The organism is Pararhizobium gei, assembly GCF_029223885.1.
Classification (GTDB): Bacteria; Pseudomonadota; Alphaproteobacteria; order Rhizobiales; family Rhizobiaceae; genus Pararhizobium; species Pararhizobium gei.
The window spans coordinates 1,661,157-1,684,596 of sequence record NZ_CP119409.1; the positions used below are offsets into that span (position 1 = coordinate 1,661,157).

General features: G+C 58.8%; 25 protein-coding genes and 1 tRNA gene. 13 read left to right on the plus strand and 13 right to left on the minus strand.

From position 1 onward, the window contains the following. The first annotated feature begins 37 nt into the window (after positions 1 to 37). Entirely contained in the window at positions 38 to 994 is a 957-nt protein-coding gene (locus PY308_RS07995) for a lysylphosphatidylglycerol synthase domain-containing protein (protein WP_275789927.1), read from the plus strand. 2 nt (positions 995 to 996) lie between these two features. Here PY308_RS07995 and PY308_RS08000 read toward each other — a convergent pair whose 3' ends face one another. The 4 genes from PY308_RS08000 to PY308_RS08015 form a co-directional block, all read right to left on the minus strand. After that, entirely contained in the window at positions 997 to 2,499 is a 1,503-nt protein-coding gene (locus PY308_RS08000; protein WP_275789929.1) for an AMP nucleosidase, read from the minus strand. Between the two features lie 80 nt (positions 2,500 to 2,579). Next, entirely contained in the window at positions 2,580 to 2,906 is a 327-nt protein-coding gene (locus tag PY308_RS08005) for a YnfA family protein (protein WP_275789932.1), read from the minus strand. Positions 2,907 to 2,973: 67 nt separating this feature from the next. Then, a complete protein-coding gene (locus PY308_RS08010) occupies positions 2,974 to 3,147 on the minus strand; it encodes a hypothetical protein (protein WP_275789935.1) in 174 nt (57 codons plus the stop codon). A gap of 26 nt (positions 3,148 to 3,173) precedes the next feature. Then, a complete protein-coding gene (locus PY308_RS08015; protein WP_275789937.1) occupies positions 3,174 to 3,347 on the minus strand; it encodes a hypothetical protein in 174 nt (57 codons plus the stop codon). Between the two features lie 172 nt (positions 3,348 to 3,519). On the opposite strand from PY308_RS08015, the gene PY308_RS08020 reads away from it, so the two are divergent. Further along, positions 3,520 to 4,221 carry a glutathione S-transferase N-terminal domain-containing protein gene (locus PY308_RS08020; protein WP_275789938.1) on the plus strand — a complete coding sequence of 234 codons (702 nt, stop codon included), beginning with the start codon at positions 3,520 to 3,522 and terminating at the stop codon, positions 4,219 to 4,221. A gap of 40 nt (positions 4,222 to 4,261) precedes the next feature. Here the strand turns inward: PY308_RS08020 and PY308_RS08025 are convergent, their stop codons facing one another. Then, the gene (locus PY308_RS08025; protein ID WP_275789941.1) at positions 4,262 to 4,603 is read right to left on the minus strand and encodes a DUF2147 domain-containing protein; all 342 of its coding nucleotides are present in this window, start codon (positions 4,601 to 4,603) and stop codon (positions 4,262 to 4,264) included. 532 nt (positions 4,604 to 5,135) lie between these two features. Between PY308_RS08025 and PY308_RS08030 the strand changes: the two genes are divergently transcribed. Next, positions 5,136 to 5,402, plus strand: coding sequence for a sel1 repeat family protein (locus tag PY308_RS08030; protein ID WP_275789944.1), 267 nt, complete (start codon positions 5,136 to 5,138; stop codon positions 5,400 to 5,402). Between the two features lie 49 nt (positions 5,403 to 5,451). Here the strand turns inward: PY308_RS08030 and PY308_RS08035 are convergent, their stop codons facing one another. From PY308_RS08035 to PY308_RS08050, 4 genes are all read right to left on the minus strand, one after another. Further along, positions 5,452 to 6,582, minus strand: coding sequence for a pyridoxal phosphate-dependent aminotransferase (locus PY308_RS08035; RefSeq protein ID WP_275791057.1), 1,131 nt, complete (start codon positions 6,580 to 6,582; stop codon positions 5,452 to 5,454). A 100-nt stretch (positions 6,583 to 6,682) separates the two neighbouring features. Then, the gene (locus PY308_RS08040; protein ID WP_275789947.1) at positions 6,683 to 7,051 is read right to left on the minus strand and encodes a PilZ domain-containing protein; all 369 of its coding nucleotides are present in this window, start codon (positions 7,049 to 7,051) and stop codon (positions 6,683 to 6,685) included. Positions 7,052 to 7,233: 182 nt separating this feature from the next. Then, positions 7,234 to 7,647: a DUF2177 family protein gene (locus PY308_RS08045; RefSeq protein WP_275789950.1), complete on the minus strand. Its 414-nt coding sequence runs from the start codon at positions 7,645 to 7,647 to the stop codon at positions 7,234 to 7,236. 146 nt (positions 7,648 to 7,793) lie between these two features. Continuing rightward, positions 7,794 to 8,150: a PilZ domain-containing protein gene (locus PY308_RS08050; RefSeq protein ID WP_275789952.1), complete on the minus strand. Its 357-nt coding sequence runs from the start codon at positions 8,148 to 8,150 to the stop codon at positions 7,794 to 7,796. Between the two features lie 301 nt (positions 8,151 to 8,451). Here PY308_RS08050 and PY308_RS08055 point away from each other — a divergent pair, with 301 nt between their 5' ends. After that, positions 8,452 to 10,677: a caspase family protein gene (locus PY308_RS08055; protein ID WP_275789953.1), complete on the plus strand. Its 2,226-nt coding sequence runs from the start codon at positions 8,452 to 8,454 to the stop codon at positions 10,675 to 10,677. A gap of 68 nt (positions 10,678 to 10,745) precedes the next feature. On the opposite strand, the gene PY308_RS08060 is transcribed toward PY308_RS08055, so the two are convergent. Further along, the gene (locus PY308_RS08060) at positions 10,746 to 10,925 is read right to left on the minus strand and encodes a hypothetical protein (RefSeq protein WP_275789955.1); all 180 of its coding nucleotides are present in this window, start codon (positions 10,923 to 10,925) and stop codon (positions 10,746 to 10,748) included. A gap of 231 nt (positions 10,926 to 11,156) precedes the next feature. Here PY308_RS08060 and PY308_RS08065 point away from each other — a divergent pair. Both PY308_RS08065 and PY308_RS08070 read left to right on the plus strand, forming a co-directional pair. Continuing rightward, a tRNA-Ser gene (locus tag PY308_RS08065) sits at positions 11,157 to 11,246 on the plus strand. An 823-nt stretch (positions 11,247 to 12,069) separates the two neighbouring features. After that, positions 12,070 to 13,131 carry a porin gene (locus PY308_RS08070; protein ID WP_275789958.1) on the plus strand — a complete coding sequence of 354 codons (1,062 nt, stop codon included), beginning with the start codon at positions 12,070 to 12,072 and terminating at the stop codon, positions 13,129 to 13,131. Between the two features lie 133 nt (positions 13,132 to 13,264). Here PY308_RS08070 and PY308_RS08075 read toward each other — a convergent pair whose 3' ends face one another. Then, positions 13,265 to 14,149, minus strand: coding sequence for an alpha/beta fold hydrolase (locus PY308_RS08075; RefSeq protein WP_275789961.1), 885 nt, complete (start codon positions 14,147 to 14,149; stop codon positions 13,265 to 13,267). A gap of 74 nt (positions 14,150 to 14,223) precedes the next feature. Then, positions 14,224 to 16,263, minus strand: a complete 2,040-nt coding sequence (locus tag PY308_RS08080; protein ID WP_275789964.1) for a lytic transglycosylase domain-containing protein — start codon at positions 16,261 to 16,263, stop codon at positions 14,224 to 14,226. Positions 16,264 to 16,574: 311 nt separating this feature from the next. On the opposite strand from PY308_RS08080, the gene dapA reads away from it, so the two are divergent. Beyond that, a complete protein-coding gene (gene dapA, locus PY308_RS08085) occupies positions 16,575 to 17,459 on the plus strand; it encodes a 4-hydroxy-tetrahydrodipicolinate synthase (protein ID WP_275789965.1) in 885 nt (294 codons plus the stop codon). Next, complete coding sequence (gene smpB, locus PY308_RS08090; protein WP_275789966.1) at positions 17,459 to 17,935, plus strand: SsrA-binding protein SmpB; 477 nt, start codon at positions 17,459 to 17,461, stop codon at positions 17,933 to 17,935. Before dapA ends, smpB begins: the two co-directional genes overlap by 1 nt. A gap of 55 nt (positions 17,936 to 17,990) precedes the next feature. Here smpB and PY308_RS08095 read toward each other — a convergent pair whose 3' ends face one another. Further along, positions 17,991 to 18,569 carry a LabA-like NYN domain-containing protein gene (locus PY308_RS08095; RefSeq protein ID WP_275789969.1) on the minus strand — a complete coding sequence of 193 codons (579 nt, stop codon included), beginning with the start codon at positions 18,567 to 18,569 and terminating at the stop codon, positions 17,991 to 17,993. A gap of 542 nt (positions 18,570 to 19,111) precedes the next feature. Here PY308_RS08095 and rpoZ point away from each other — a divergent pair. From rpoZ to PY308_RS08120, 5 genes are all read left to right on the plus strand, one after another. Further along, positions 19,112 to 19,516, plus strand: a complete 405-nt coding sequence (rpoZ, locus tag PY308_RS08100) for a DNA-directed RNA polymerase subunit omega (RefSeq protein ID WP_275789972.1) — start codon at positions 19,112 to 19,114, stop codon at positions 19,514 to 19,516. A gap of 151 nt (positions 19,517 to 19,667) precedes the next feature. Further along, positions 19,668 to 21,887, plus strand: coding sequence for a RelA/SpoT family protein (locus PY308_RS08105; RefSeq protein WP_275789975.1), 2,220 nt, complete (start codon positions 19,668 to 19,670; stop codon positions 21,885 to 21,887). A 117-nt stretch (positions 21,888 to 22,004) separates the two neighbouring features. Continuing rightward, on the plus strand, positions 22,005 to 22,592 hold the full coding sequence (locus PY308_RS08110) for a hypothetical protein (RefSeq protein ID WP_275789978.1): 588 nt from the start codon (positions 22,005 to 22,007) through the stop codon (positions 22,590 to 22,592). A gap of 7 nt (positions 22,593 to 22,599) precedes the next feature. Next, complete coding sequence (locus PY308_RS08115; RefSeq protein WP_275789980.1) at positions 22,600 to 23,052, plus strand: DsrE family protein; 453 nt, start codon at positions 22,600 to 22,602, stop codon at positions 23,050 to 23,052. Between the two features lie 160 nt (positions 23,053 to 23,212). Continuing rightward, the gene (locus tag PY308_RS08120) at positions 23,213 to 23,365 is read left to right on the plus strand and encodes a DUF3563 domain-containing protein (RefSeq protein ID WP_275789982.1); all 153 of its coding nucleotides are present in this window, start codon (positions 23,213 to 23,215) and stop codon (positions 23,363 to 23,365) included. Positions 23,366 to 23,440 lie beyond the last annotated feature (75 nt).

Genomic DNA, 23,440 nt, shown 5'->3' on the forward strand with positions numbered 1-23,440 from the left:
CCCTTTGCCATAGCATCGGACAGGAAAGTAGCAAGAGATGAATGCAGGAGAGCATGCCGGACGCGGCTCCTGGCTTGTCCGCAACCGAATGACGGTGCTCTCTGTCATGGTCATCCTTGCCTATGCCGCCTTCGTGCAATGGATCTGGGGCTGGCCGCAGCTTGCGGCGCAATGGCGAGAAATCGGTTATGCTCCCGTCTTCGGCGCTCTCATGCTGCTGGTCGCCACCTATTTCATCCGTTGCTACCGCATCTACGATTATTTCCATGACGGCGTCCGTGGCCGTTTCCTGTCTTTGTTTCGCGTCACGCAGATCCACAACCTGATGAACATCATGCTGCCTTTCCGGGCGGGGGAAACCAGTTTTCCGCTCCTGATGCGGACAGAATTCGCGATATCCCTGACCCGCAGCACCTCGGCGCTGCTGTTGATGCGCCTCTTGGATCTCCACGCCCTGTGTGCCGCCGCGGGGATAGGCTTCGTCATGGAAAGCGGCAGGGGAGCCTATGCCTGGCTGCTGTGGGGCATCTTCCTTGTCGCACCGCTGCTGTTGTTTTGCCTGAAGGGCAGAGCCCTGGCCATCGCCGACCGGCATTTGCCGGAAAAGCTATCGAAATTTCTGGTCGAGATCGAAGCCGGACTTCCCGCGGACGCGGCCGGCTTTTTACGGGCCTGGTTGCTGACGATTCTCAACTGGGCCGCCAAGGTCGCCGTGCTCGTCTGGGCGCTGTTTTCGATCGGTGTCAGTCCGCTTGGTGCCTGCTTTGGCGGCGCGCTCGGCGGCGAACTGTCCTCGGTGCTGCCTGTTCATGCACCGGCCGGGGTCGGCACCTATCCGGCCGGTATCACCGCCGGCGCGATCTCGTTCGGCGCTCCGGCCCACGGCGCGGGTCTCGATCTGCTTGCCGGTGCCGCCATCAATGTGCATGTACTGATCCTCGTATCGGCGATTGCCGGCACGATCCTTTCGGTGCTTTTGTCGCCGCGGCGCTGAGTTTACTGGAAGGCGGTCTCGAAGAAGCTTCGCAGTTTTCGGGAATGCAGCTTTTCGGGCGGCATGGCAGCCAGTTTCTCGAGGGCAAGGATGCCGATCTGGAGGTGCTGGCTGACCTGCGTCTTGTAAAACGCTGTTGCCATGCCGGGCAGCTTCAATTCGCCGTGCAGCGGCTTGTCCGAGACGCACAGCAGCGTGCCGTAGGGAACACGGAAGCGAAAACCGTTGGCCGCGATCGTCGCCGATTCCATATCGAGTGCGATGGCGCGCGATTGGGACAGGCGCTTCACCGGCCCGCGCTGGTCGCGCAGTTCCCAGTTGCGGTTGTCGATGGTGGCGACGGTTCCCGTCCGCATGATCCGCTTGAGGTCGTAGCCTTCATAGCCCGTCACTTCCGCGACGGCGTCCTGCATGGCCACCTGAACCTCGGCCAGGGCCGGGATCGGGATCCAGACGGGCAGGTCATCGTCAAGAACGTGGTCTTCGCGCACATAGGCATGCGCCAGCACATAGTCGCCCAGCCTCTGGCTGTTGCGCAAGCCCGCGCAGTGACCGAGCATCAGCCAGGCATGCGGACGAAGCACGGCGATATGGTCGGTAATCGTCTTGGCGTTGGACGGGCCGACGCCGATATTGACGACGGTGATGCCGCCATGGCCCTTCTTCTTCAGGTGGTAGGCAGGCATCTGCGGCATCCGGGCAAGCTGCAGGTCCGAATCGGGTTGGTCGGACCCTGCCTGCGTCCGGATATTTCCCGGCTCCACGAAGCAGGTGTAGCCATTGCCGCCCTCGGCCATCTGCTGGCGTGCCCAGGCGGCGAACTCGTCGATATAAAACTGGTAGTTGGTGAACAGCACGAAATTCTGGAAATGCGTGGCGCTGGTTGCCGTGTAATGGCTGAGCCTTGCCAGCGAATAATCGATCCGCTGGGCGGTAAAGGGCGCCAGGGGCGAAGGTTCGCCGGGTCCGGGCTCATAGGCGCCATTGGCGATCTCGTCGTCCGTTGTCGTCAGGTCCGGCGTATCGAAGAGGTCGCGCAGCGGCACCTCGATGTTTTCGGCCATCGACGCCTCGACATAGGCCCCTTCTTCAAAGGCGAAGTGCAAGGGGATGGGCGTTGCCGATTCAGAGACTGTGATGCCGACGCCATGGCTGCGGATCAACAGGCCGAGTTGCTCCTTGAGGTAATGGCGAAAGAGTTTCGGCCGTGTCACCGTGGTGGTGTAGACGCCGGGCGCGCTGACATAGCCGTAGGACAGCCGCGAATCGACATGGCTGAAGCTGCTGGTCTCGATGCTGACCTGCGGATAGCAGGCCCGAAAGCGAGAGGTCGGCGTACCCGTTCGCCCAAGTTCGGTGAAGGCATCGACGAGGAATTTCGTGTTGCGCTCATAAAGTTCCGTGAGTGCATCGACGGCTGCCGTCGCATCGTCAAAACTCTTCGGCGCAAAGGCCTCCGGTGTGGCCAGGGAGAGGGCGGATAAAGATGAGATTCGTGTGTTCATGAGGCATTATAGAATGCCGCTTTTTACAAGCAAACGACAAGATGACGTTCCGGGAAGACGGCGCGTCTAAAAAACCCCGGTCAGCGCGGCGCCGCCAGGATAACCGCGCTGCCGATCAGCGCCAGGGCGACACCGGTAAGATCAAAACGGTCGGGACGCACGCCTTCGACAAGCCAGAGCCAGAGGAGCGAGGCCGCGATATAGATCCCGCCATAGGCCGCATAGGTACGGCCGGCCGCCGCCGAATCGACAAGCGTCAGGAGCCAGGCAAAGAGTCCAAGGCTTGCCATGCCCGGAACAAGCAGCCAAATCGGCTTGTCGAGCTTGAACCAGGCCCAGAAGGCAAAGCAGCCGGCGATTTCCGCCGCTGCAGCAAGGCTGTAGATGAAAAAGGAGTAAAGCGGCATGAGATCCTTCCCGATATCTTATAGGAAGGCAGTCTTCAGAAATGTGCAAGAGTCGACGCCTCTCCGCTCAACTCATGGACTGGCGTTGAAGCGTCACGAACAGGACGAGACCGGCACCCTGCTTGCCGATGCCCAGCCCGCTCGCCTTGCTGTAGGCGACGGCGCCGATCGGCCCCATCAACACGGCTGCGAGCATCATCATGCGCAAGGCAGTCTTTGCAGGTTGAAGGATGCCGGCCATCGGAATAAGCCTTGGTTGGGTTGGCGTCAGAGCTTTGCCTGTTCGCAGAACTGTGCGGTGTGAACGGTGCAGTCGGCAAGCGCGCCTGCATAGTTATGGCGACGGCGCTGTGTGTCGGCGCTGACGGCTGCGGCAACTGTCATTGCAAAAACCACCATGAGCAAGCTGATGATCGTGAGGCGGCGGGCGAGGATGTCCATGGCTGTGTCCGTTGGCTTGTATGTCGGGGTTCAATGTGATGGACTGGTTTTCGCACAGCCAAACTGAACTGTTGCTGATATGCCGGTTCATCTCCCGTTCATCTTCGCGCTGCGCCTTGAATCCCCTTGGCTCGCCCTTTAGATCTCGTGCATCGCCAACCGGAGACAGCCAATGACCGCACCGATCGAACTCTACTACTGGCCGACGCCGAACGGCTGGAAGATCACCATCCTGCTTGAGGAACTCGGCATTCCTTATGCGGTGAAGTACATCAACATCAGCAAGGGCGAGCAATTCGCGCCGGATTTCCTGAAGATCGCCCCGAACAACCGCATGCCGGCGATTATCGATCCGGACGGACCGGGCGGCGCGCCGATTTCCGTCTTCGAATCCGGCGCTATCCTTCAATATCTCGGGCGCAAGTTCGGCAAGTTCTATCCGTCGGACGAACGGGCAAGGGTGGATGTCGATCAGTGGCTGTTCTGGCAGATGGGCGGGCTTGGGCCGATGGCGGGCCAGGCCAATCATTTTCGGCACTACGCGCCTGAAAAGATCGAATATGGCATCCAGCGTTACACCAACGAGGTCAACCGCCTCTACGGCGTCATGAACAGGCGGCTGGCCGACCGTCCCTTCCTGGCCGGTGAATACTCGATTGCCGACATGGCCTGCCTTGGCTGGGTGCGCCAGTATGAAAGCAATGGACAGAATCTCGACGATTTTGCCAATCTGAAGCAATGGTTCGAGACGCTGAGCGCCCGCCCGGCTGTCCAGGCGGGCTTCGATATTGGTCGCGAAGAGCGGGAGCGCCAGAAACATCTGTCCGAAGACAAGGAAGCCCAGAAAATTCTGTTCGGCCAGACCGCACGCTGAATGGCAGCCCGGTTCCGGCGAGCTTTTCCGCCGGAACCATCTACAGGCGCGTCCAGGTCTGGGACTTGCAGAGCACCTTCAGGACGCATCCTTTCATTTTCAGGGAATTTCCCGCGATCGATGCCGAGCCGCTATAGGTTTTGTCATTGGCCGGATCGGTGATCTCGCCGCTATAGCTGTCGCCATTGCCGCTCATGCTGCCGATGCGCTTGCCGGCAAACTTCCCCGTCTTCAGTGTAATGCAGTAGCCGCCGCCGCAGGAGGCGATGGCCGCTGTTTCGCCGCTTGCCGTTTTCCAGTTGCCGACAATGGGTTCAGCCGAAAGCGCGGCTGTCGCCATCAACACCGAAGTTGTCGCCGCAAAAATGAATGTTCGAATCATGGTCGTTCCTCCCAAGGGTCGCGACAGTTGCTCCTGAAGCCTGCCGATCCGTTGCTGCGGCCAGTCTCCTCACCAGCCATTGCGCGAAAATAACTTACGCAGACGTAAACGTAAACACTCGAAGATGCTGTTTTTGGCGATACGGCTGGTCGCCGGGGGATTGATGAAGATCATGACGCGAACGCACAGCCGGGCAAGTCTTCGATATGGTTACCAGCCGGTTTAAATGACCCTGTGAATTTTTCGTAAAAAACGAGGCAAAAGCCAGCTTTGACCGGCAGTGCGATGTTTAATGAAAACCCAATTTTACCAATCGTTTGAACTTTGTTTGTCTCACATTAATCATGCATTTTAAGCGTGTATTGAAACCAGTGCGGCATAGTCGGATTCAGAAGACGAGCAGGGGGAAAACCCCGCCGGAAAACCTTGAGGGACCGAACGCCGCACAAGACGGCAAGGACCTTGAGGGCCTGAAAGGGCAAAGAAAACAGGGACTGCAGCACAAGAAACAAAGTTAAACAGGGACAAGACGATGGCACGCTTCGATTTTCAGAACATTTCCGATGCCGAGATGGGCGGACAGAACCGCGCAGATCTCTTCTGTGTGATGGGCTTGATGTATGCAACCGGGCGTGGGCGAGACATCGACTTCGTCACAGCCCACAAATGGCTTAACATAGCGGCCATTAAAGGCTCCGAGCGTGCAGCGACGCTGCGCGCGGAGCTCACGAAAACCATGAGCAAGGCCGATCTCGCAGCGGCATTGCGCGCCGCCCGGGAGTGGATGACCATGCATTGAGCGGTTACCACGGCTAGCAAGGCCGAATCCTCCCGAAGAGAAGGACGGTCTATTGCCGATTGTTGGTATCAAGCGCTGCCAGAACCTTCGGCAGGGCATTTTCCAACAGATCCATGTCTGCCTGCGGACCCGTGCTGATGCGAATGCAGCGGTTGAGCGGCGCTACGCCCGGCATGCGGATGAAGACCCCGTGATCGGCCATGAGCCGGTCGACGATGGAGCGGGCAAATGCCGCATCCCTGCCGCAGTCGATGGCGACGAAATTGGTGGCGGAGGGCAGGGCGCGCAGACCGTTCCTGTCGGCGATGGCAGCAATCCGGCTCCGGGACGCCGCGATCTGCTTGAGCACATCCTTCAGATAGGCTGTATCGGCCAGAGCCGCGAGTGCCGCCGCAGTGGCGAGCCGGTTCATGCCGAAATGATTGCGGATCTTGTCGAAGGCGCGGGCATTGTCCGGCGTCCCCAGCGCATACCCGACCCGCGCCCCGGCGAGGCCGTAGGCTTTTGAAAAAGTCCGGGTGCGCAGTACGTTCGGCATGTCGCCGAGCGACTCGATTGACGGTATGGAACCTGTCGGCGCCGTCTCGCCATAAGCTTCGTCCAGAATGAGCAGACATGTCTCCGGCAGAGCCTTTGCAAAGGCGACGACGCTGCCGGCATCCCACCAGCTTCCCATCGGATTGTCCGGATTGGCGAGGTAGACCAGCGGCGCATCCTCGCGCCGCACAGCTTGCAGCAGCCCGTCGAGATCCTCCCGGTCATCGACATAGGGCACTGTGACAAGTCGTCCCCCATGGCCTGCAACATGGAAATTGAAGGTCGGGTAGCCACCCAGCGACGTGACGACCGGCTTGCCGGGCTCGATCACCATCCGCACGATCTGGCCGAGAAGGCCGTCTATGCCCTCGCCAATTGCTATAGTGTCCGAAGCGGTGCCGAAATTCGCTGCGAGCGCCTGCTTCAACTCGAAATTTTCGGGATCATTGTACTTCCAGATCCCGGCCGAAGCCTTGGCGATGGCGTCAAGCACCGAGGGCGCCGGCCCGAATCCGCTTTCGTTAGCGCCGATACGCGCCGAAATCTCCCGGCCGCGCTGCCGCTCGATCGCCTCGGGGCCGACGAAAGGGACTGTGGATGGCAGGGATGTGATGAGGGGGGTGAAGCGGGAAAAAGCGGACATGCGGATATCGAGCCTGACGATGAATGGAACCGCCGGGACACTATCCATATTCGACGCGTCTGCAAGCCGTCGCTTCGAGGCTTCCGGCAGTTCTGCCGCTTCAGTGACTTTGACCCACCTGGCCTGTGAAGAAGTCCAAGCGGACGATCTGATGCAGGAACTCATCGTCGATGGGCTTGATGAAATGCACCTGGATGCGGTTGTCCCGGCGGTAGACTTCCGCGCAACCGATGCGCTTTTTCGTGCCGACGATGGTGAGATAGTAATGCTCCGGCAGGCCGATTGACGTGTTGACGGTAAAGGCGGCTCCGCCCCGCGAGATCTCCATCATCTTGCAGCTCCGTGTCGTAACCCCACCCAACGCAGGCCGCACGGCCATCAGCGTTCCGGCTTGTCCTATGATGAAACGCTCGAAGCGCTCCTCGTAGAGCTTTGAACTGACCGCCGAATACATTGTCGAGTTCTGCAATGAACACTCCGTGGGTTGCGCGGCACCCGGAGCGCCGCGTGCTTGCCGCCTGGTCCTCAGGTCTGTCCCTCAGGGCGGCATGGGCGGTCTGGCGATCCTTGCGAATGGACATTGAGATCGGTTGAAAACATTCGCTAGAACTTTAACGAAGAGCCAATTTTTTTAACCTGAACCTCGGTGTCTTACGCTGCGGCATCCGAAAAATAGCGGGCGACAAGGAAGCCGCAGCCGGCAGACATCGCCGTGACGAAAGTGCCCCATGCCATGTCGACGAGGCTCATGGTCACCGGCCATCCCTTGAGAGTGGAAAGATTGGTGATGTCGTAGGTTCCGTAAGCGGCAAGTCCGAGCACGGCGCCATAGCCGATGGCGGTAGCCAGCGATCCGGCCTTCAGTCCCGGCATCACCGCAAGCAGGACCACGGCAACGGCAAAGAAAATATAGAAGATGGCAGCGATGGCGAGGTTCGGCGATGGCAGCATCAGGTCGCCCAACTGGTTGCGGTAAAAGGTGCGGGCCACCAGTCCCAGCCAGATGGCATCGGCTATGAAGAGAGAAACGGCGGTCCCGGCATAGGCGAAAAGCATGGTTTTCATAAGCAGTTCCTTTATGGCGATGCGTGTGACATGACCATATAGCGCGCTGTTTCCTGAAGACGATCCAGTGTCGCGCCGGACGTGCGTTTAGGGTCACAGACGAGCCGGTGTAACCCGCAGCTTAGCCGTTTCGGCAACGCGGATCCTCAGAGAAGACCGCTCTTGAAGTCGAGGCGGATCAGGCGGCTGAGGAACTCGGATGCCAGTTGCATGTTGAAGCGTACGCCCAGTTCCGAACCGTACCGGTGAACCTGCGAGCATCCGATCTCTTCGCGAAATCCCTCGATCTCCAGGAAAAAATTCTTCGGGAGCATGACAGCCGCATTGATATCAAGCATGGCACCGCCGATCGAGATATGCCGCAAAAGGCAACGATAGGTGGTCTTCGTCTTCAGATGTTCGCCGATGACCAGAATGCGGCAAGGACGCTCGATGTAATAGTGCTTGTAGCGGGTGGTCAGTTGACCAGGCTTTGCCTCGGCCAGATGCATCACCATCGACATTGGAAACTCCGGAAAACCTTGCTAACCCCGACATGCAGACGCCGCCCGATTGGTTGATCCGCAGGAGGCAGCGATGCTTCTGTCGCATCGCGGCGATCCTCACGACCGCGCGGTTTTTCGTTCATCGACAAGTGACAACCATCATTCGATAAAAAACCGTAAACGCGGACATTGAAACCTTCCGGCTCATACGTAATACTTCGATGAAAAGCGCAGATGGCGATGCGCGATAAAGGGGCGATGCCGCGTGGTGTCCGAAGCGTTTTCCGCTGAGGATAATCAAGTGGGCGCGGAGGAAATGATGTTCAAGACTTTTTCCAGAAACTGGATGCCGGTTCTGTTTGTCTGCCTGGCAGCGCTGCTCTTGCATGTGGACGGCGCCGCCGCCGCCAAACGCGTCGCGCTGCTGATCGGCAATGAAAAATATGAGGCGACATCGCCGCTAAACAATCCGGCAAACGATGTGCAACTGATGAAATCCTCCTTCGAGGATGCCGGTTTCGATGACGTCACCACGGTTCACGACGTCGACCGCGCCTCCATGGTGCGGGCTCTCAGGGACTTCGAGGACAAGGCGGCCGGTGCCGAGGTCGCTATCATCTATTATTCCGGCCACGGCATGGAAATGAACGGCCAGAATTATCTCCTGCCCGTCGATGTCAGCCTGAAGACCGACAAGGATGTGGAGGATGAGGCGATCCCGCTCGATCGCGTGCAGCGATCGCTGGAAGGTGCGACACGGCTGAAGCTGGTCATTCTCGACGCCTGCCGCAACAATCCCTTCGAGCAATCGATGACGCGCTCGATCTCCACCCGCGCGGTCAGCCGCGGTCTGGCGCGTGTCGAGCCGGAATCGGCCGATCTCCTCGTTGCTTTCGCCTCGAAGGCCGGAACTGTGGCGCTGGACGGCGAGGGAAAGAACAGCCCCTTTGCCGAAGCCCTGTCGAAATACCTGACCGAGCCCGGCGTCGATGTCCGTATCGCGCTCGGCAAGGTCCGTGACGAAGTGGTTGCCGCCACCAACCGGGGCCAGGAGCCTTTCGTCTACGGGTCGCTGGGGGGCGCCCAGATTTTTCTGAATATCCGGGAAATCAATATCAACGTCACCTCGGGCGGTGACACGCAACAGGTCTCGCCGACCGGCCAATCGGAGGCGGCCGCCGACTGGCAGAACATCCGCGATCTCGCCGACAAGGACCTGATCGAGGTTTTTCTTGCGAAGCATGGTTCCGACCCGGTCTACAAGATGCTGGCGGAAAAGAAACTGAAGCTTCTTGCCGAGGCAGAGCAGACCTCTGCGGCCACGCCGGACGAGATCGCCTGGGATGCGCTCAAACAGTCCACGGACGCCGCCGCCTTGACCCGCTTTCTCGAGCGCTATCCCGACAGCAAGCACAAGGCCGAGGCGGAAACGCAGATCGCGGCGCTCGAGCCGAAGAAGGGATTGAATATTTCGCTGACCGGCAAAGACACGCAGGCTTCGCGTGATTGCTACCTTCTGGCCGGCGAGCCGCAGTCCATGCCCGGCTTTCTTGGAGTGAACTTCCTGAAGATCGATTCGAGCCGGGCAATGACGGCCTGCGCCCAGGCGGTCAACGAAAATCCTGACGACATGATGCTCGTCAATATGCTCGGCCGCGCCCATGATGCCGGTCGCAACTATGTCGAGGCGCGCCGCAACTACCAGAAGGCCGCCGATGGCGGCAACATGTACGCCCTGACCAATCTGGCCTGGTTCTCCGTCTACGGCACGGACGGGCCTGTCGATGTGGAAAAAGGCCGCCAGATGTTCGAACAGGCGGCCAATGCGGGCAATTCCTATGCCCAGGCCTCGCTGGGCTGGCTCTACCGCGAAGGCTATGGCGGCGTTCGCCAGGATTTTGCCGAAGCGCTGAAATGGTACCAGGTTTCGGCCGATCAGGGCTATGCCAATGCCATGGCGACGATCGGCTGGTTCTACCGCGAAGGGAACGGGGTCGCCAAGGACTTCAACCACTCGCTTGCCTGGTACCGGAAGGCGGCGGAAGCCGGCGATGCCAACGCCATGTCGTCGCTCGGCTGGGCCTACCAGAACGGGCTGGGTACGACCCAGGACTATCTGGAAGCCAAGAAATGGTACGAAAACGCGGCCAATGTCGGCGATTCCTATTCGATGGCGCTGCTCGGCTGGTTCTACGATGTCGGCAACGGCGTGCCGCAGGACTACGGTCAGGCGCGCAACTGGTACGAGATGGCGGCCAATGCCGGCAGCGCCTATGCGATGGGCAATCTGAGCCGCCTCTACGACTTCGGTCTCGGCACCAAGGCGGATGCGAAGGAAGCGGCGCGCTGGGCAGCCGCCAGCGTCGAGGGCGGAGATCCGGCGAAACTGCAGGAAATGAAGGCGTCTCCGAACAATTTCACGCCGGCCTTTCGCAAGGAAATCCAGGCCTTGCTCAAGGATCGCGGGTTTTACAGCGGCCCGCTCGATGGCGAGTTTGGCGCGGCCACCCAGAATGCGATGGAGCGTTTGGCAAAGAAGAGCTGATGAAGAGCATGTTTGAAAAGGCCGGCTTGTCGATGCAGTCCGGCCTTTTCAGCTCCGAAGCGGTGACCTCAGCCTTTGCTGACGATCGCCTTGAGGGCCTGCTGCCCGGCGGAAACAGCCTGCAACTGGCTGCTATATTGCCCCGTGGCAGGGTAGACGACAGTACCCCGCCGCAGGACGAACGCCCACCGGCCGTTGCGCAGCTTTTCAACCGTCACCTGCGTTTCCAGCTTGCCATCCTGTGTCACGATCGCTCCTTTCGAAAGTCCCGCCGCCCTTCAGGGTGCGGCCTCATGCCGAAGGATTATTCAAAAGCACCGGTCTGGGCAATCGCCATCGACAGCAAAGCCGCGACATCCACCTGTAGAGCCCGACCTCCGCCGCCGCACACGACGCCGAAGCCACAAACGAAACTTTGTCGGAGCCGACTGCAAAATTTCCTTGCAATGAAAGGCGCGCGCCTCTAGTCAGGCGCTAACGGAGAGGTGGCCGAGTGGTCGAAGGCGCTCCCCTGCTAAGGGAGTATACCCGGAAGGGTATCGTGGGTTCGAATCCCATCTTCTCCGCCATTCTGCCTTTCCGACCATCTCTCATGCACCGGCGGACGATCGCCCGGCCTGACATCAGCTATCGCGCTCCTTCATTCTTTCCCAGGTTCGGCCCATAGCGGATGTCGATGAAAATATGGGATTCCGGTATGTCTGTAGCCAATGGAGAGTGCTTCTCCGCCGCCTTCACCACGTCGCGGGACTTTCTCCATCAATCGCGATCGGTCGCTCGGCTATCCGAGACAGGCAAATCCGCATGGCGCAATCTGTTTTGCTCTGAATGCTGTAGTTGCCGGTAGTCCGGGCCCTTGACGCCGTTTGGCTACGAATGCCGGCTCCTGGGCTACGGTGCCTTACGGAATCACCTGCACGACGACCCGGCCATTCGCTTGATTCCCTTCCGCATCATCCCGCGCCTGCTGATTCTGACCCTCGCCGGTCGCCGATGCAGCAGAAGACCCGTCCTGAAATCTCCTTCGGTCTTCGACCGAATCTCCTACTGCGACACCATTTTGCCCCTTTTATGCGCCGTTTCGGCACGGAACAGGCTTGTAACGGTGACGCTAAGCCCTGATGAACAAACGATTTTCTTAACTTCCTGTTAAGATATGGACGGGCTTGGGGCGCTTTTGTGTCGTTTCAGCAACAGCGCAATGGGAAGGGGCGGGCGAACAGGAGGAACTCGTCAGTTGGTGATTGCGCAGACCGTCCCTTCTTGTATTTTCAATCCCGGAAGCAAGGGCGGTTGATCGTCCGACTTCTTAAATGTTGGGGATGGGGCAGGGAACGCTGTCCTTCAGCAAAATACCCAGACCCGTTTGAAACTTTTGACTGGAGGTCAGAAATGAACATTAAGAGCCTTCTTCTCGGCTCCGCTGCGGCTCTCGCAGCAGTATCCGGCGCCCAGGCAGCTGACGCTATCGTAGCTGCTGAGCCGGAAGCCATGGAATATGTACGCGTTTGCGACGCTTTCGGCACTGGCTACTTCTACATCCCGGGCACGGAAACCTGCCTCAAGATCGGCGGTTATGTCCGTACTCAGGTTGAGTTCGGTGATACGAATGCCGGCTTCGAGGGTAGCATCGGAAATCTGAGCGGCAACAACAACTGGGGTAGCTACACACGTGCCTACCTGACGGTTTCGGCCAAGAACGACACCGAGTATGGCGCACTCAGCAGCTATATCAACCTGCAGGCTGATAGCTCCCACACGGGCAATAACAACAGCGACGGCGGCGTTATCCTTGACGGTGCCTGGATCAACATTGCTGGCTTCGACGTTGGTTACTTCTACAACTGGTGGGACGATTTCGCTCTTTCCGGCGAAACTGAAGAAGCTGGTGGTAACCTTTTCAACGCCATCCGTTACACCTATGACGGTGGTTCCTTCCAGGCTGGTATCGCAGTCGAAGATCTCGGCAGCGATGCTCGTGAGCAGCCAAGCCATGACGATGATGTCGGCGTATCCGGGTTGCTTCGCGGCACTGTTGGCGGCATCGATGCTCTCTTGATCGGTTCTTACGACTTTGACGTCGAAGAAGCTGCCTTCAAGGCGCGTTTGACAGCTGAAGTTGGCCCGGGCACCTTCGGTATTATGGGTATCTACGCAACGGATCCGACTGCTTACTGGTCGCTGTCCGAATGGTCGGTTGCTGCTGAATACAAGATCCAGGCTACTGAAAAGCTCTTCATCACCCCTGCTGCTCAGTACTTTGGCGATGTTGGCTTCGACAACGGCAACATCGACGCATGGCGCGTTGGCGTAACAGCTGGCTACCAGATCACGGAAGGCCTGCGTTCGCTCGCTACCGTCAACTACACCGATGCTGATGAAGCTGGTACGAGCCTGACTGGCAATGACGATGACGCTTGGAGCGGTTTCCTCCGCCTGCAGCGCGACTTCTAATCTGATCTGACCTCGGTCAATTGGAGAGAAGCCCGGCTTTCGAGCCGGGCTTTTTCGTTTTTGAAGATTGTTTGGGAAGATTGCGAACGGTTCGATCCTGTCGTCAGAAAAATAATTGTCCTATCGCTGGTGTTCAAACCGCGTCGAGAAACGATCGAAGCTCGCTGTAAATGTCAGGGCGATGCAAGAGGGGAGCATGTCCCTGGCCATGCGCGGTAGTGGAGCGCATATCGTAATGCCGGCGTGCCATCTCCTCCAAGGTCGCTTCTGATAGAATAGTCGAATACTCGCCGCGGATTGTCATAAGGGGCAAATGCGCAAATCCCTTATAGAGGTCCCATAAATCGGGAACGTCACTTTCCGCATGGAGGTGACGAAGCGGCTCGATCAGGGCCGGATCGAAGTCGGGCACGATCATGCCCGCGCTCTCGCAAAAGATGGCGTGAGCCATATCGTCCCAATCCGCATCGTCGAGGACGGGAAAAGTGGCACCATGAACGGACCTGAGATGATCGATCGCCTCTGGCCATGTGCCAAAGGCCCGTTCCGCGGTGAGATAATCCCGGATCTGGAGCAGCCCGGCAATCTCGATAACAGGACCGATATCGTTGAGAACGACAGCGCGCAGCAGGCGAGGGGCGGTTGCTGCAAGAACATGAAGAATAAGCCCGCCTCTGGACGTGCCGACGAAGACTGCCTCCTGCACGCCGAATAAGGCGCAGGCGGCGATGACGTCGTCCGCTTCGACAGCAATCTGGTATTGGCTTTTATCCATATCCCAGGCCGAGCGCCCCCGTCCGCGGTAATCGATGGCAATGACACGGCGTGGCGTTTCAAGGTCGCTTGAAAGCAGGCCCGCGACGCGGTGAAAGTCGCGGCTGTTGCGGCTCAGTCCCGGCAGGCAGACGACGGGCAGAGACCCCGTGATGTCCGCACCATACACTCTGGCGCAAAGCTGCAAACCATCCCTGGCAGGAAAGAAATGCTCGGTGAAAGCGGCTCCAATTTCGTCGCTCATCCTGTCCGCTCCTTGTGGCAATGTGGCAGGATAACGAGCTGGAGCGGAATGGAAAGGCGTTTCGTCGGGGCCGTCTACCGGCCGGCCGTCAGATCGTGAACGATATCCGATGTTTGCCCCAGCCGCGACTTGTAGATCTGATAATTTTCCATGACGCGCTGAACGTAACCGCGGGTTTCGGCAAAGGGGATGCGCTCGATCCAGTCGACGACGTCGTCGATCGGTTTTCCGCGGGGGTCGCCATATCGATCGATCCAGTCCGGAACGCGGCGCGGTCCTGCGTTGTAGGCAATGAAGGTGAGGATGTAGGAGCCGCCGAAATCGCTGATCTGCTCGCCGAGATAATGTGCGCCGAGTGTTGCATTATATGCGATGTCGGTCGTCAGCCTGTCCTGTGAATAGGACATTCCGTGGCGGCCGGCGACGCGCTTTGCGGTGCCGGGAAGAATTTGCAGCAAGCCGCGGGCATTGGCCGGTGAGATGGCGGCCGGATTGAAAGCACTCTCCTGCCGGGCAATGGCATAGGCAAGCGCCTTGCCCGAACCGCCGATATCAGCCGTTTCCGGTATGATGCCGATCGGGAAGGCGAGCGCCGCCACATCGATACCGCGACCGAACGCGATCTTGCCGATCTGCAGTGACAATTGGTGTCCCCGCGTTCTTTCCGCGCGGGCAGCCAGCAGCGCCAGTTCGCCGGGCTTGTCCAGTTCTTCGGCCAGGGCACGATAGAGACTGTCGGCGCGCCAGCCATGTCCGGCAGCCTCCAATCGAGAAATCGCCTGTACCGCCTCGCGCCCCTCGAATTGTGCCATGTCGGCGGTAGACGGCGACGGATAGGCGACGGTCAGGGACTTACGGCCGAGCTTTGCGCCTGCCAGTTGCCCGTAGAATGTGGCCGGTAAGGATGCTGCCTTCGCGTAATAGTCGGCGGCACGCCCCGGTCCCCCGGCCTCCGCAGCGCGGCCCAGCCAGTACCATCCGCGCGAGACTGAAATCGGCCGGTTCGAGGCTTTCAGGATGCGCTCGAAATGTTGGGCAGCCTTTATCGCATCCTTGCTGCCGCGCAGGGCGTACCAGCCAGCGTGAAATTCGGCATCGACGATATCGGTGGAACTGGTGGCCGAGTGGTTGGCGGCGACGTCATATGCAGCATCGGCATCGCCGGCGTCGAAAAGACCGCGGCTGATGATTCGCTGTTCCACCCACCATTCCGATGGTGCGACGAGATCTTCGCTGTCCCTTGGCAGCGCGGTCAGCAGTTTGGCCGCCTCCTGGTACCTTTCCTGCTTGCGCAAATATTCGATGCGAATGAAAAGACTGGCGGGATCGTTCTGAAGGGATGGGTCGATGGCCGCGATCAAGGCCGCTGCCGTGCTCGCCTTCTTTGAAACCGCGACCCAGGCGCGATGCAGGGATTGCGCGTTTCCGAGATCGCTGAACCGGCTGGCCTGTTCCAGACGGCCTCGAAAAAGCAGCAGTTTCAACCGGCGCCGGTGATCGGCGGTTGTTAGCAGCGACGGAAACTCCTCAAGGATCTTCGTTTCCGTCGCGGTATCCATCGTCTCCTTCGCCCAGAGGGTCGCCAGCAACCCGGCGACTTTCCCGGTCTCTCCGGTGGCAACCAGCCCCCGCGCGAGAATGATGGTGCCCTCTGCGGTTTCTGGCCGCGTTGCACCGAAGGCCGAGATGATGTCGGCGGCCGGCGGGTTCTCGCGGTAAAGCGCCCGTTCGGAATAAGCCCGCAGCGCCGTCAGGCCGGGCCAGCCCTGCAGTTCCCGCTGCGCATCCGCGATTTCGTAGGAAGGGACGCCTCTTCGACCGGACACGGCAATCGCCCATGTGAGGATATGGCGATCGAGCGTGCCCTTGGTCATGGCGTCGCGGGCTGCAATTGCGCCGGCCGCGTCCTTGTTGGAAAGGGCGTCCAATCCGGCTTTAAGTCTGGAATTGACTGGGCGGGCAGGGTTTATCGCGGCAATGGAACTCGTGATGTCGGCAGACAACAGGCTGCTGACACCGGTCTGAAGCTTCGGCTTGCTCACTGGCGTGGGAATCCGGTTTTCAGCGCCATGGCTGCTGGCTGCACACAGCGCAATGACTGCCCCGCCCAACATCGCGACTATCCGGCAAGACCTATGCCTCAGCATCCAAAACCCCAGGCTGTCCGTGACCGAACCCTATATCGCAACACTTACCGCAGCTTATACTGTTTCCATCGATCCATAAATATCGCGGACAATGCTGATAGATGAAACTTGCGCCCCATGTCCGAACGAGTCATGCCGCAGCGTTGAATGGTCTTGGCGTGATACAGTGCTTGCCGCAGCCACGTCACATGACTATGGTGCGCCAGTTTTCTAGCTATGAAATGCGGCCGAAGCGTGGGTTGGTTTTCGAGCTTCCCGGGCGCCGTCAGGAGTCGTGCATGTTTAAGGGGTCAATTCCCGCTCTGGTCACTCCGTTCACCGCCTCCGGCGCGGTGGATACGGACAGTTTTGCAGCCCATGTCGAATGGCAGATCGCAGAAGGCAGCCACGGCCTCGTGCCGGTTGGCACGACCGGCGAATCGCCGACACTGTCGCATGCGGAGCATAAACAGGTCGTGGAACTTTGTATCGAAACGGCAGCTCGGCGCGTGCCCGTTATCGCTGGCGCCGGCTCCAACAATACCACGGAGGCCATCGAGCTTGCCCAGCATGCCGAAAAGGCCGGCGCCGACGCGGTTCTGGTGGTCACGCCCTATTACAACAAGCCGACGCAGAAAGGGCTTTTCGCTCATTATGCGGCGATCGCGGAAAGCGTGAAACTGCCCATCGTCATCTATAATATTCCCGGTCGCTCGGTTGTCGACATGAGCGTCGAAACCATGGCGGCGCTGCACAAGGCCTATCCCTTGATTGTCGGTGTCAAGGATGCGACCGGCAAGATCGAGCGCGTCTCCGAACAGCGCATGGCCTGCGGTGCCGGGTTCGTCCAGCTTTCGGGCGAGGATGCCACCGCGCTCGGCTTCAATGCCCATGGCGGTGTTGGCTGCATTTCGGTCACGGCAAATGTTGCGCCGCGGCTTTGCGCGGAATTTCAGGAAGCGACGCTCGCAGGCGATTATGCAACGGCGCTCGATTATCAGGACAAGCTGATGCCGCTGCATAAGGCGATCTTCCTGGAGCCGGGGCTCTGTGGCGCCAAATTTGCGCTCGCCCGCTTGCGTCAGATGAGCCGGACGGTCCGTTCGCCTTTGCTGTCCACACTGGAACCGGCAACGGAAGCGGCGATCGATGCCGCTCTTCTTCATGCGGGGCTCATGAACTGATGGCACCCAAAGGCAGCCAGCGCGTCGTCAACAAGATCGTCGCGGAAAATCGCAAGGCCCGCTTCAATTACGAGATTCTCGACACATACGAGGCCGGCCTTGTGCTGACTGGCACGGAGGTCAAGTCCTTGCGCGAAGGAAAGGCCAATATTGCCGAATCCTACGCCACCGACGAAGGTGGGGAAATGTGGCTGATCAATTCCTATGTGCCGGAATATCTCCAGGCAAACCGCTTCAATCACGAGCCGCGCCGCCGTCGAAAGCTCCTTTTGTCAAAACGCGAGGCCCATCGGCTGCAAAGCGCGATCAACCGTGACGGCATGACGCTCATTCCGCTGAAGGTCTATTTTAACGATCAGGGCAGGGCAAAGCTCGAACTGGCGCTTGGAAAAGGCAAAAAATTGCATGACAAGCGCGAGACGGAGAAGGAGCGCGACTGGAACCGCCAGAAAAGCCGTCTGATGAAAGAGCATTGAGCCTTTGTCGCATGAGACAAAGGCTGCTTCCGGATCTCGTTGTGATCCTTATGCTTCAGTTGCCGACGTCGTCATGCACAGGCTCCGTCACACGGACGGGGCGTTCGGCGGGGTCGCGGCCGACTTCGGATTTCAAGGTTGCCAATTCGATGAAATGATCGGCCTGGCGACGCAGATCGTCGGCGATCATCGGTGGCTGGGTGGACATGGTCGAAACAACGGAGACTTTTCGGCCCTTGCGCTGCAGGGCTTCCACCAGCGTTGTGAAGTCGCCGTCGCCGGAAAAGATCACCAGGTGATCGACGGTTTCTGACTGCTCCATGGCGTCGATCGCCAGTTCGATATCCATATTGCCCTTGATCTTGCGGCGGCCAAGAGAATCCGTGAACTCCTTTGCCGGCTTTGTCACGACCTTGTAACCGTTATAGTCTAGCCAGTCGATGAGTGGCCGGATCGACGAATATTCCTGATCCTCAATCAGAGCCGTGTAATAATAGGCCCGCAACAGATAGCCACGCTTCTGAAATGCCTTGAGCAGTTTGCGATAATCGATGTCGAAACCGAGGCTTTTCGATGCGGCATAAAGATTGGCGCCATCGATGAAAAGAGCGATTTTTTCCCGTGGGTCGAACATCTTATTTCCTTTTTTTATCTTAATGTTCAGATATTCAACCAAAACATGTGTTTTTACCGGCTTTGGAAGGAGGTTATCTTACATTAAGATTGTCTCATATTCCAGTCATCTGGCCCACGACTTTGCTGTAGTCCAAGAAAATGACCATTGGAATACCTAATTTTCGCAGTTTCCTGCAAAAACATCCGTTGTCAGGTCTGAAATTTGAGAAATTCGCGGGTAAATAGCTCAGCGTTCCAGCTGTGAGCTTATATAGGATGCTTTGCGTTGGCGGCAAGGTAACCGGTCAATGATCTCACCGAAAGCATGTCGGGCGAATACCAAAAGTGCCCCCTTTGCGGTTTAGACCGTGATATCTTCGGCTGCGCGCAGGAAAAACTTGAATTTCCGCCATTTTGATTGTATCGGGCAGTTCAACTCCTGAAATCGGATGCATGTACCCCGTCACGCCGACGGCAGGGCGGGCTCCGATAGCGTTAATCTGTGCAGGTGTGGAAGTTTCCCTCCGCTCCATCGCACTTTCGAGATCCAAAGGACAGGCAATGGCCCGCGTCACCGTTGAAGATTGCATCGACAAAGTCGATAACCGTTTCGAGCTCGTCCTTCTGGCAAGTCACCGCGCACGCTTGATCTCGCAGGGCGCGTCGATCACGATCGATCGTGACAACGACAAGAACCCGGTCGTTGCGCTGCGCGAGATTGCCGACGAGACACTGTCGCCGGGCGATCTGAAGGAAGACCTGATCCATTCGCTGCAGAAGCATGTCGAGGTCGATGAGCCTGAGCCCGACCGGTCGACGCTGGTTGCGGGTGAGGCCAATGTTTTCGCTGCAAACGCCGAAGACGAGGATCAGCCGGAGCCCGTGACATTCGATAGCATGTCGGAAGAGGAACTTCTGGCCGGCATCGAAGGGCTCGTTCCGCCGGAAAAAAGCGACGATTATTAAAAGATGAAGTGACGGTCTTTGGCGGGCATACTGCTCGACGCAAGGCTGCATTCTCACATGCAAGCCGCTTCGCGTTAGCGGTTGCAAACAAATGCGCCGGTCCTATGATCGGCGCACTTTCTTTTCGGCATATGCCTGGAGCCGCCAGCGGATGATGCGCCAATACGAGCTCGTTGAGCGCGTTCAAAAATACAAGCCCGATGTAAACGAAGCCCTTTTGAACAAGGCCTATGTTTATGCCATGCAGAAGCATGGCCAGCAGAAGCGGGCAAGCGGCGATCCCTACATTTCCCATCCGCTTGAAGTTGCCGCCATCCTCACGGAGATGCATCTCGACGAGTCGACCATTGCGGTCGCCCTGCTCCACGATACGATAGAAGATACCACTGCGACCCGCGCTGAAATCGATGAACTCTTCGGAGAGGATATCGGTGCGCTGGTGGAGGGGCTGACCAAGATCAAGAAGCTTGATCTTGTGACGAAAAAGGCCAAGCAGGCCGAGAATCTGCGCAAGCTTCTGCTGGCGATCTCGGACGATGTTCGCGTGCTGCTCGTAAAGCTTGCCGATCGTCTGCACAACATGCGCACGCTCGACCACATGCCCGCGGAAAAGCGCGCGCGCATTTCTGAAGAGACCATGGAAATCTATGCGCCGCTTGCCGGTCGCATGGGCATGCAGGATATGCGCGAGGAACTGGAAAACCTTTCCTTCCAGCATATAAACCCCGAGGCCTTCGAAACCGTGACGCGGCGGCTCGATGAACTGTCGACACGCAATCAAGGCCTGATCAAGAAGATCGAGGACGAACTGAGCGAACTGATTCAGGCGCGGGGCCTGGCGGATACGGTCGTCAAGGGCCGGCAGAAGAAGCCCTATTCCGTCTTCAAGAAGATGCAGTCCAAATCGCTATCCTTCGAGCAGCTTTCGGATGTCTGGGGTTTCCGCATCGTCGTTGCCGATGTTCCCGACTGTTATCGCGCCCTGGGTATCGTCCACACACGCTGGCGCGTCGTGCCCGGCCGGTTCAAGGACTATATTTCGACACCCAAGCAGAACGACTACCAGTCGATCCACACCACGATTGTCGGCCCTTCGCGCCAGCGCATCGAACTGCAGATTCGCACACGGCAAATGCATGAGATTGCCGAATATGGCATCGCCGCCCACACCCTTTACAAGGACGGTTCGGAACCTGCCGGCGATGTAAGGCTGTCGCCGAAATCCAACGCCTATTCCTGGCTGCGGCGGACGATCGAATCGCTGGCGGAAGGAGACAACCCCGAGGAATTCCTTGAGCACACCAAGCTCGAACTTTTCCAGGATCAGGTTTTCTGCTTCACGCCGAAGGGTCAGCTGATTGCGCTGCCTCGTGGCGCGACGCCGATCGATTTCGCCTACGCCGTCCATACCAATATCGGCGACACCTGCGTCGGCGCGAAGATCAACGGGCGCATCATGCCGCTCGTCACGCGGCTGAACAATGGCGACGAGGTGGAGATCGTGCGCTCCGGCATTCAGGTGCCGCCGCCAGCCTGGGAAGAGATCGTCGTGACGGGAAAGGCCCGCGCCGCCATCCGCCGGGCAACGCGCGCCGCCATTCGCAAGCAATATTCCGGTCTCGGATACCGTATTCTTGAGCGCACGTTCGAGCGTGCCGGAAAAAGCTTTACCCGCGAAGCAATGAAACCGGTCCTGCACCGCCTTGGACAGAAGGATATAGAGGACGCGATCGCCGCGGTCGGTAGGGGCGAGTCGTCATCGCTCGACGTGCTGCGCGCGGTTTTTCCGGATCATCAGGACGAGCGCGTCACCATCAAGCCATCCGACGAGGGCTGGTTCAACATGCGCAGCGCCTCCGGCATGGTGTTCAAATTGCCCGGCCGGCCGAAGGACATGTTCGATCTGCAGGAGGAGGGGCCGGACGCCTTGCCCATCCGCGGTCTGTCCGGCAATGCCGAAGTGCATTTCAGCGCATCGGGCGCCGTGCCGGGAGACCGCATCGTCGGCATCATGGACAAGGACCGGGGCATTACCATCTATCCGATCCAGTCGCCCAGCCTGCAGAAATTCGACGACGAATCGGAACGCTGGATCGATGTGCGCTGGGATCTCGACGAGGCGAACAATACCCGTTTCATGGCCCGCATCCAGATCAACGCCCTGAATGAGCCGGGAACGCTGGCCGAAATCGCCCAGTCGATCGCGACCAGCGACATCAACATCAAGACGATGCTGATGGGCCAGGTGGCGGCGGATTTTAGTGAATTCCAGCTCGACATCGAGGTCTGGGACCTGCGTCAACTCAACAATCTGATTACGCAGATTCGCGAGCTGCCAAGCGTATCGACGGTCAAACGGGTATTCGAATAGCGCGCTGCTTGGACGCCGTGAATAGACCGTCGATCTGCCGCGTCTCCTGCAAAGACCTGTTGAGCACTTCGGTGCTTCATGGGAGCATGCTCCGTGGTTGGCGAAGGGAAATACGGTATGCGTGGATGGCTATTGATACTGATGTTCGGATCGTCGATGCTGCTGCCTGCCGGTCTGGCCGCTGCGGCAGACACGGACTTTGAGCTTTTCGGACGGGATCCCGGCCAGGGAAAAGCCTATGCCTGCTATTCCCGCAGCTACACCAGGGAACATCTCGCTGCCCATCCGGATCAGAATGTTCGCGACATGACGGTCTTCGTCAACAGCTATGACGATCAGGAGGGGCTTGGCCGGCAATATTCGCTCACGATGTCGGTCAATTTTCGCCAGTTGAAACAGCCGTTCAATGCCTATGGTGGCTGCAGGCCAGGCGAGGGCGGGAAACAGGCGCTCAATTGCGGCATTGATTGCGACGGCGGCTCGATCGGGCTGCGCGTCAAGGATCACACGTCGATCCTGCTCGATATTCCCTATGGCGCCCGTGTCAGCGACGATGCCGCCGAAGAGGAGGAGCCCGGCGATCTGCCCAAGGGGGCAAAATTCGGCGCGGACGACAAGCTCTTCCGTCTCGACCGGGCGGCAATGTCCGCCTGCCTTGCGCTTGCCGACGACGAAACGAAGGCCGCGCTTGCGGCAACGCCGTGAGGGCGCAATGACGATCAAGCGACGCTCCATTTTCACACGCCTTGCTGCCGCTCCCATCGCGGCCCTTTTCTCGGCCGGCGTTGCGGGTACTGCAACGGCAGGGTCGGGACGCCAGAAGGTCGTCTATCATCTGGCCGATACGGACAAGGTCATGTTCGTGCTTGGGAACATCCGCAACCATCTCGAGGGTATGGGCGGTGCGCAGGCGGTCGATATCGTTCTGGTGGTGCACGGCCCGGCATTGACGCTTTTCAAGACGTCGAGCGCCAATCCGAAACTGTCCGCGCAAGTCGAAGCGATCGTGAGCGACGGCGTACGGCTGGCGGCCTGTGGCAATACAATGACCGCCCAGAACCTCGAACTACGCGATTTGCCCAGGGGCTTCGTCAGAGTTGAGGAGGGCGGCGTCGTCCGAATAGCCAGACTGCAGGAGCAGGGATACCTCTACCTGCGCCCATGACGCGCCTCGGGTGGCAGTTGCCGGATAAATATGCAGTATCGACATCGCAAATAGGCGGGGCATGCGCCAACTGCATGGCTGCCGCCCCTTTGTATCTCTGGTGCACAAGCCGTCGCTCAACTATGTTCTGCCTCGGGAGGCTAGTGAAACGAGGTTTACCATGTTTAATCAACTGAAGAAAATCACCCGCGCCCTGCGCAGCCCCTCGGCCGAAGAGCGTGAATTGAACTATCTCAACGGCTCGATCGATCGCATCGATCTGGAATACCGCCAGCGTCAGATCGACCGCGGCCTGTTCCGCAGATCCTTCTGAAATAAACCTATCGTCCGGCCGCCCCGACTGGGGCAGCCGGGACTTATGGGTCGGGACGTATGATCTCGGCGCATA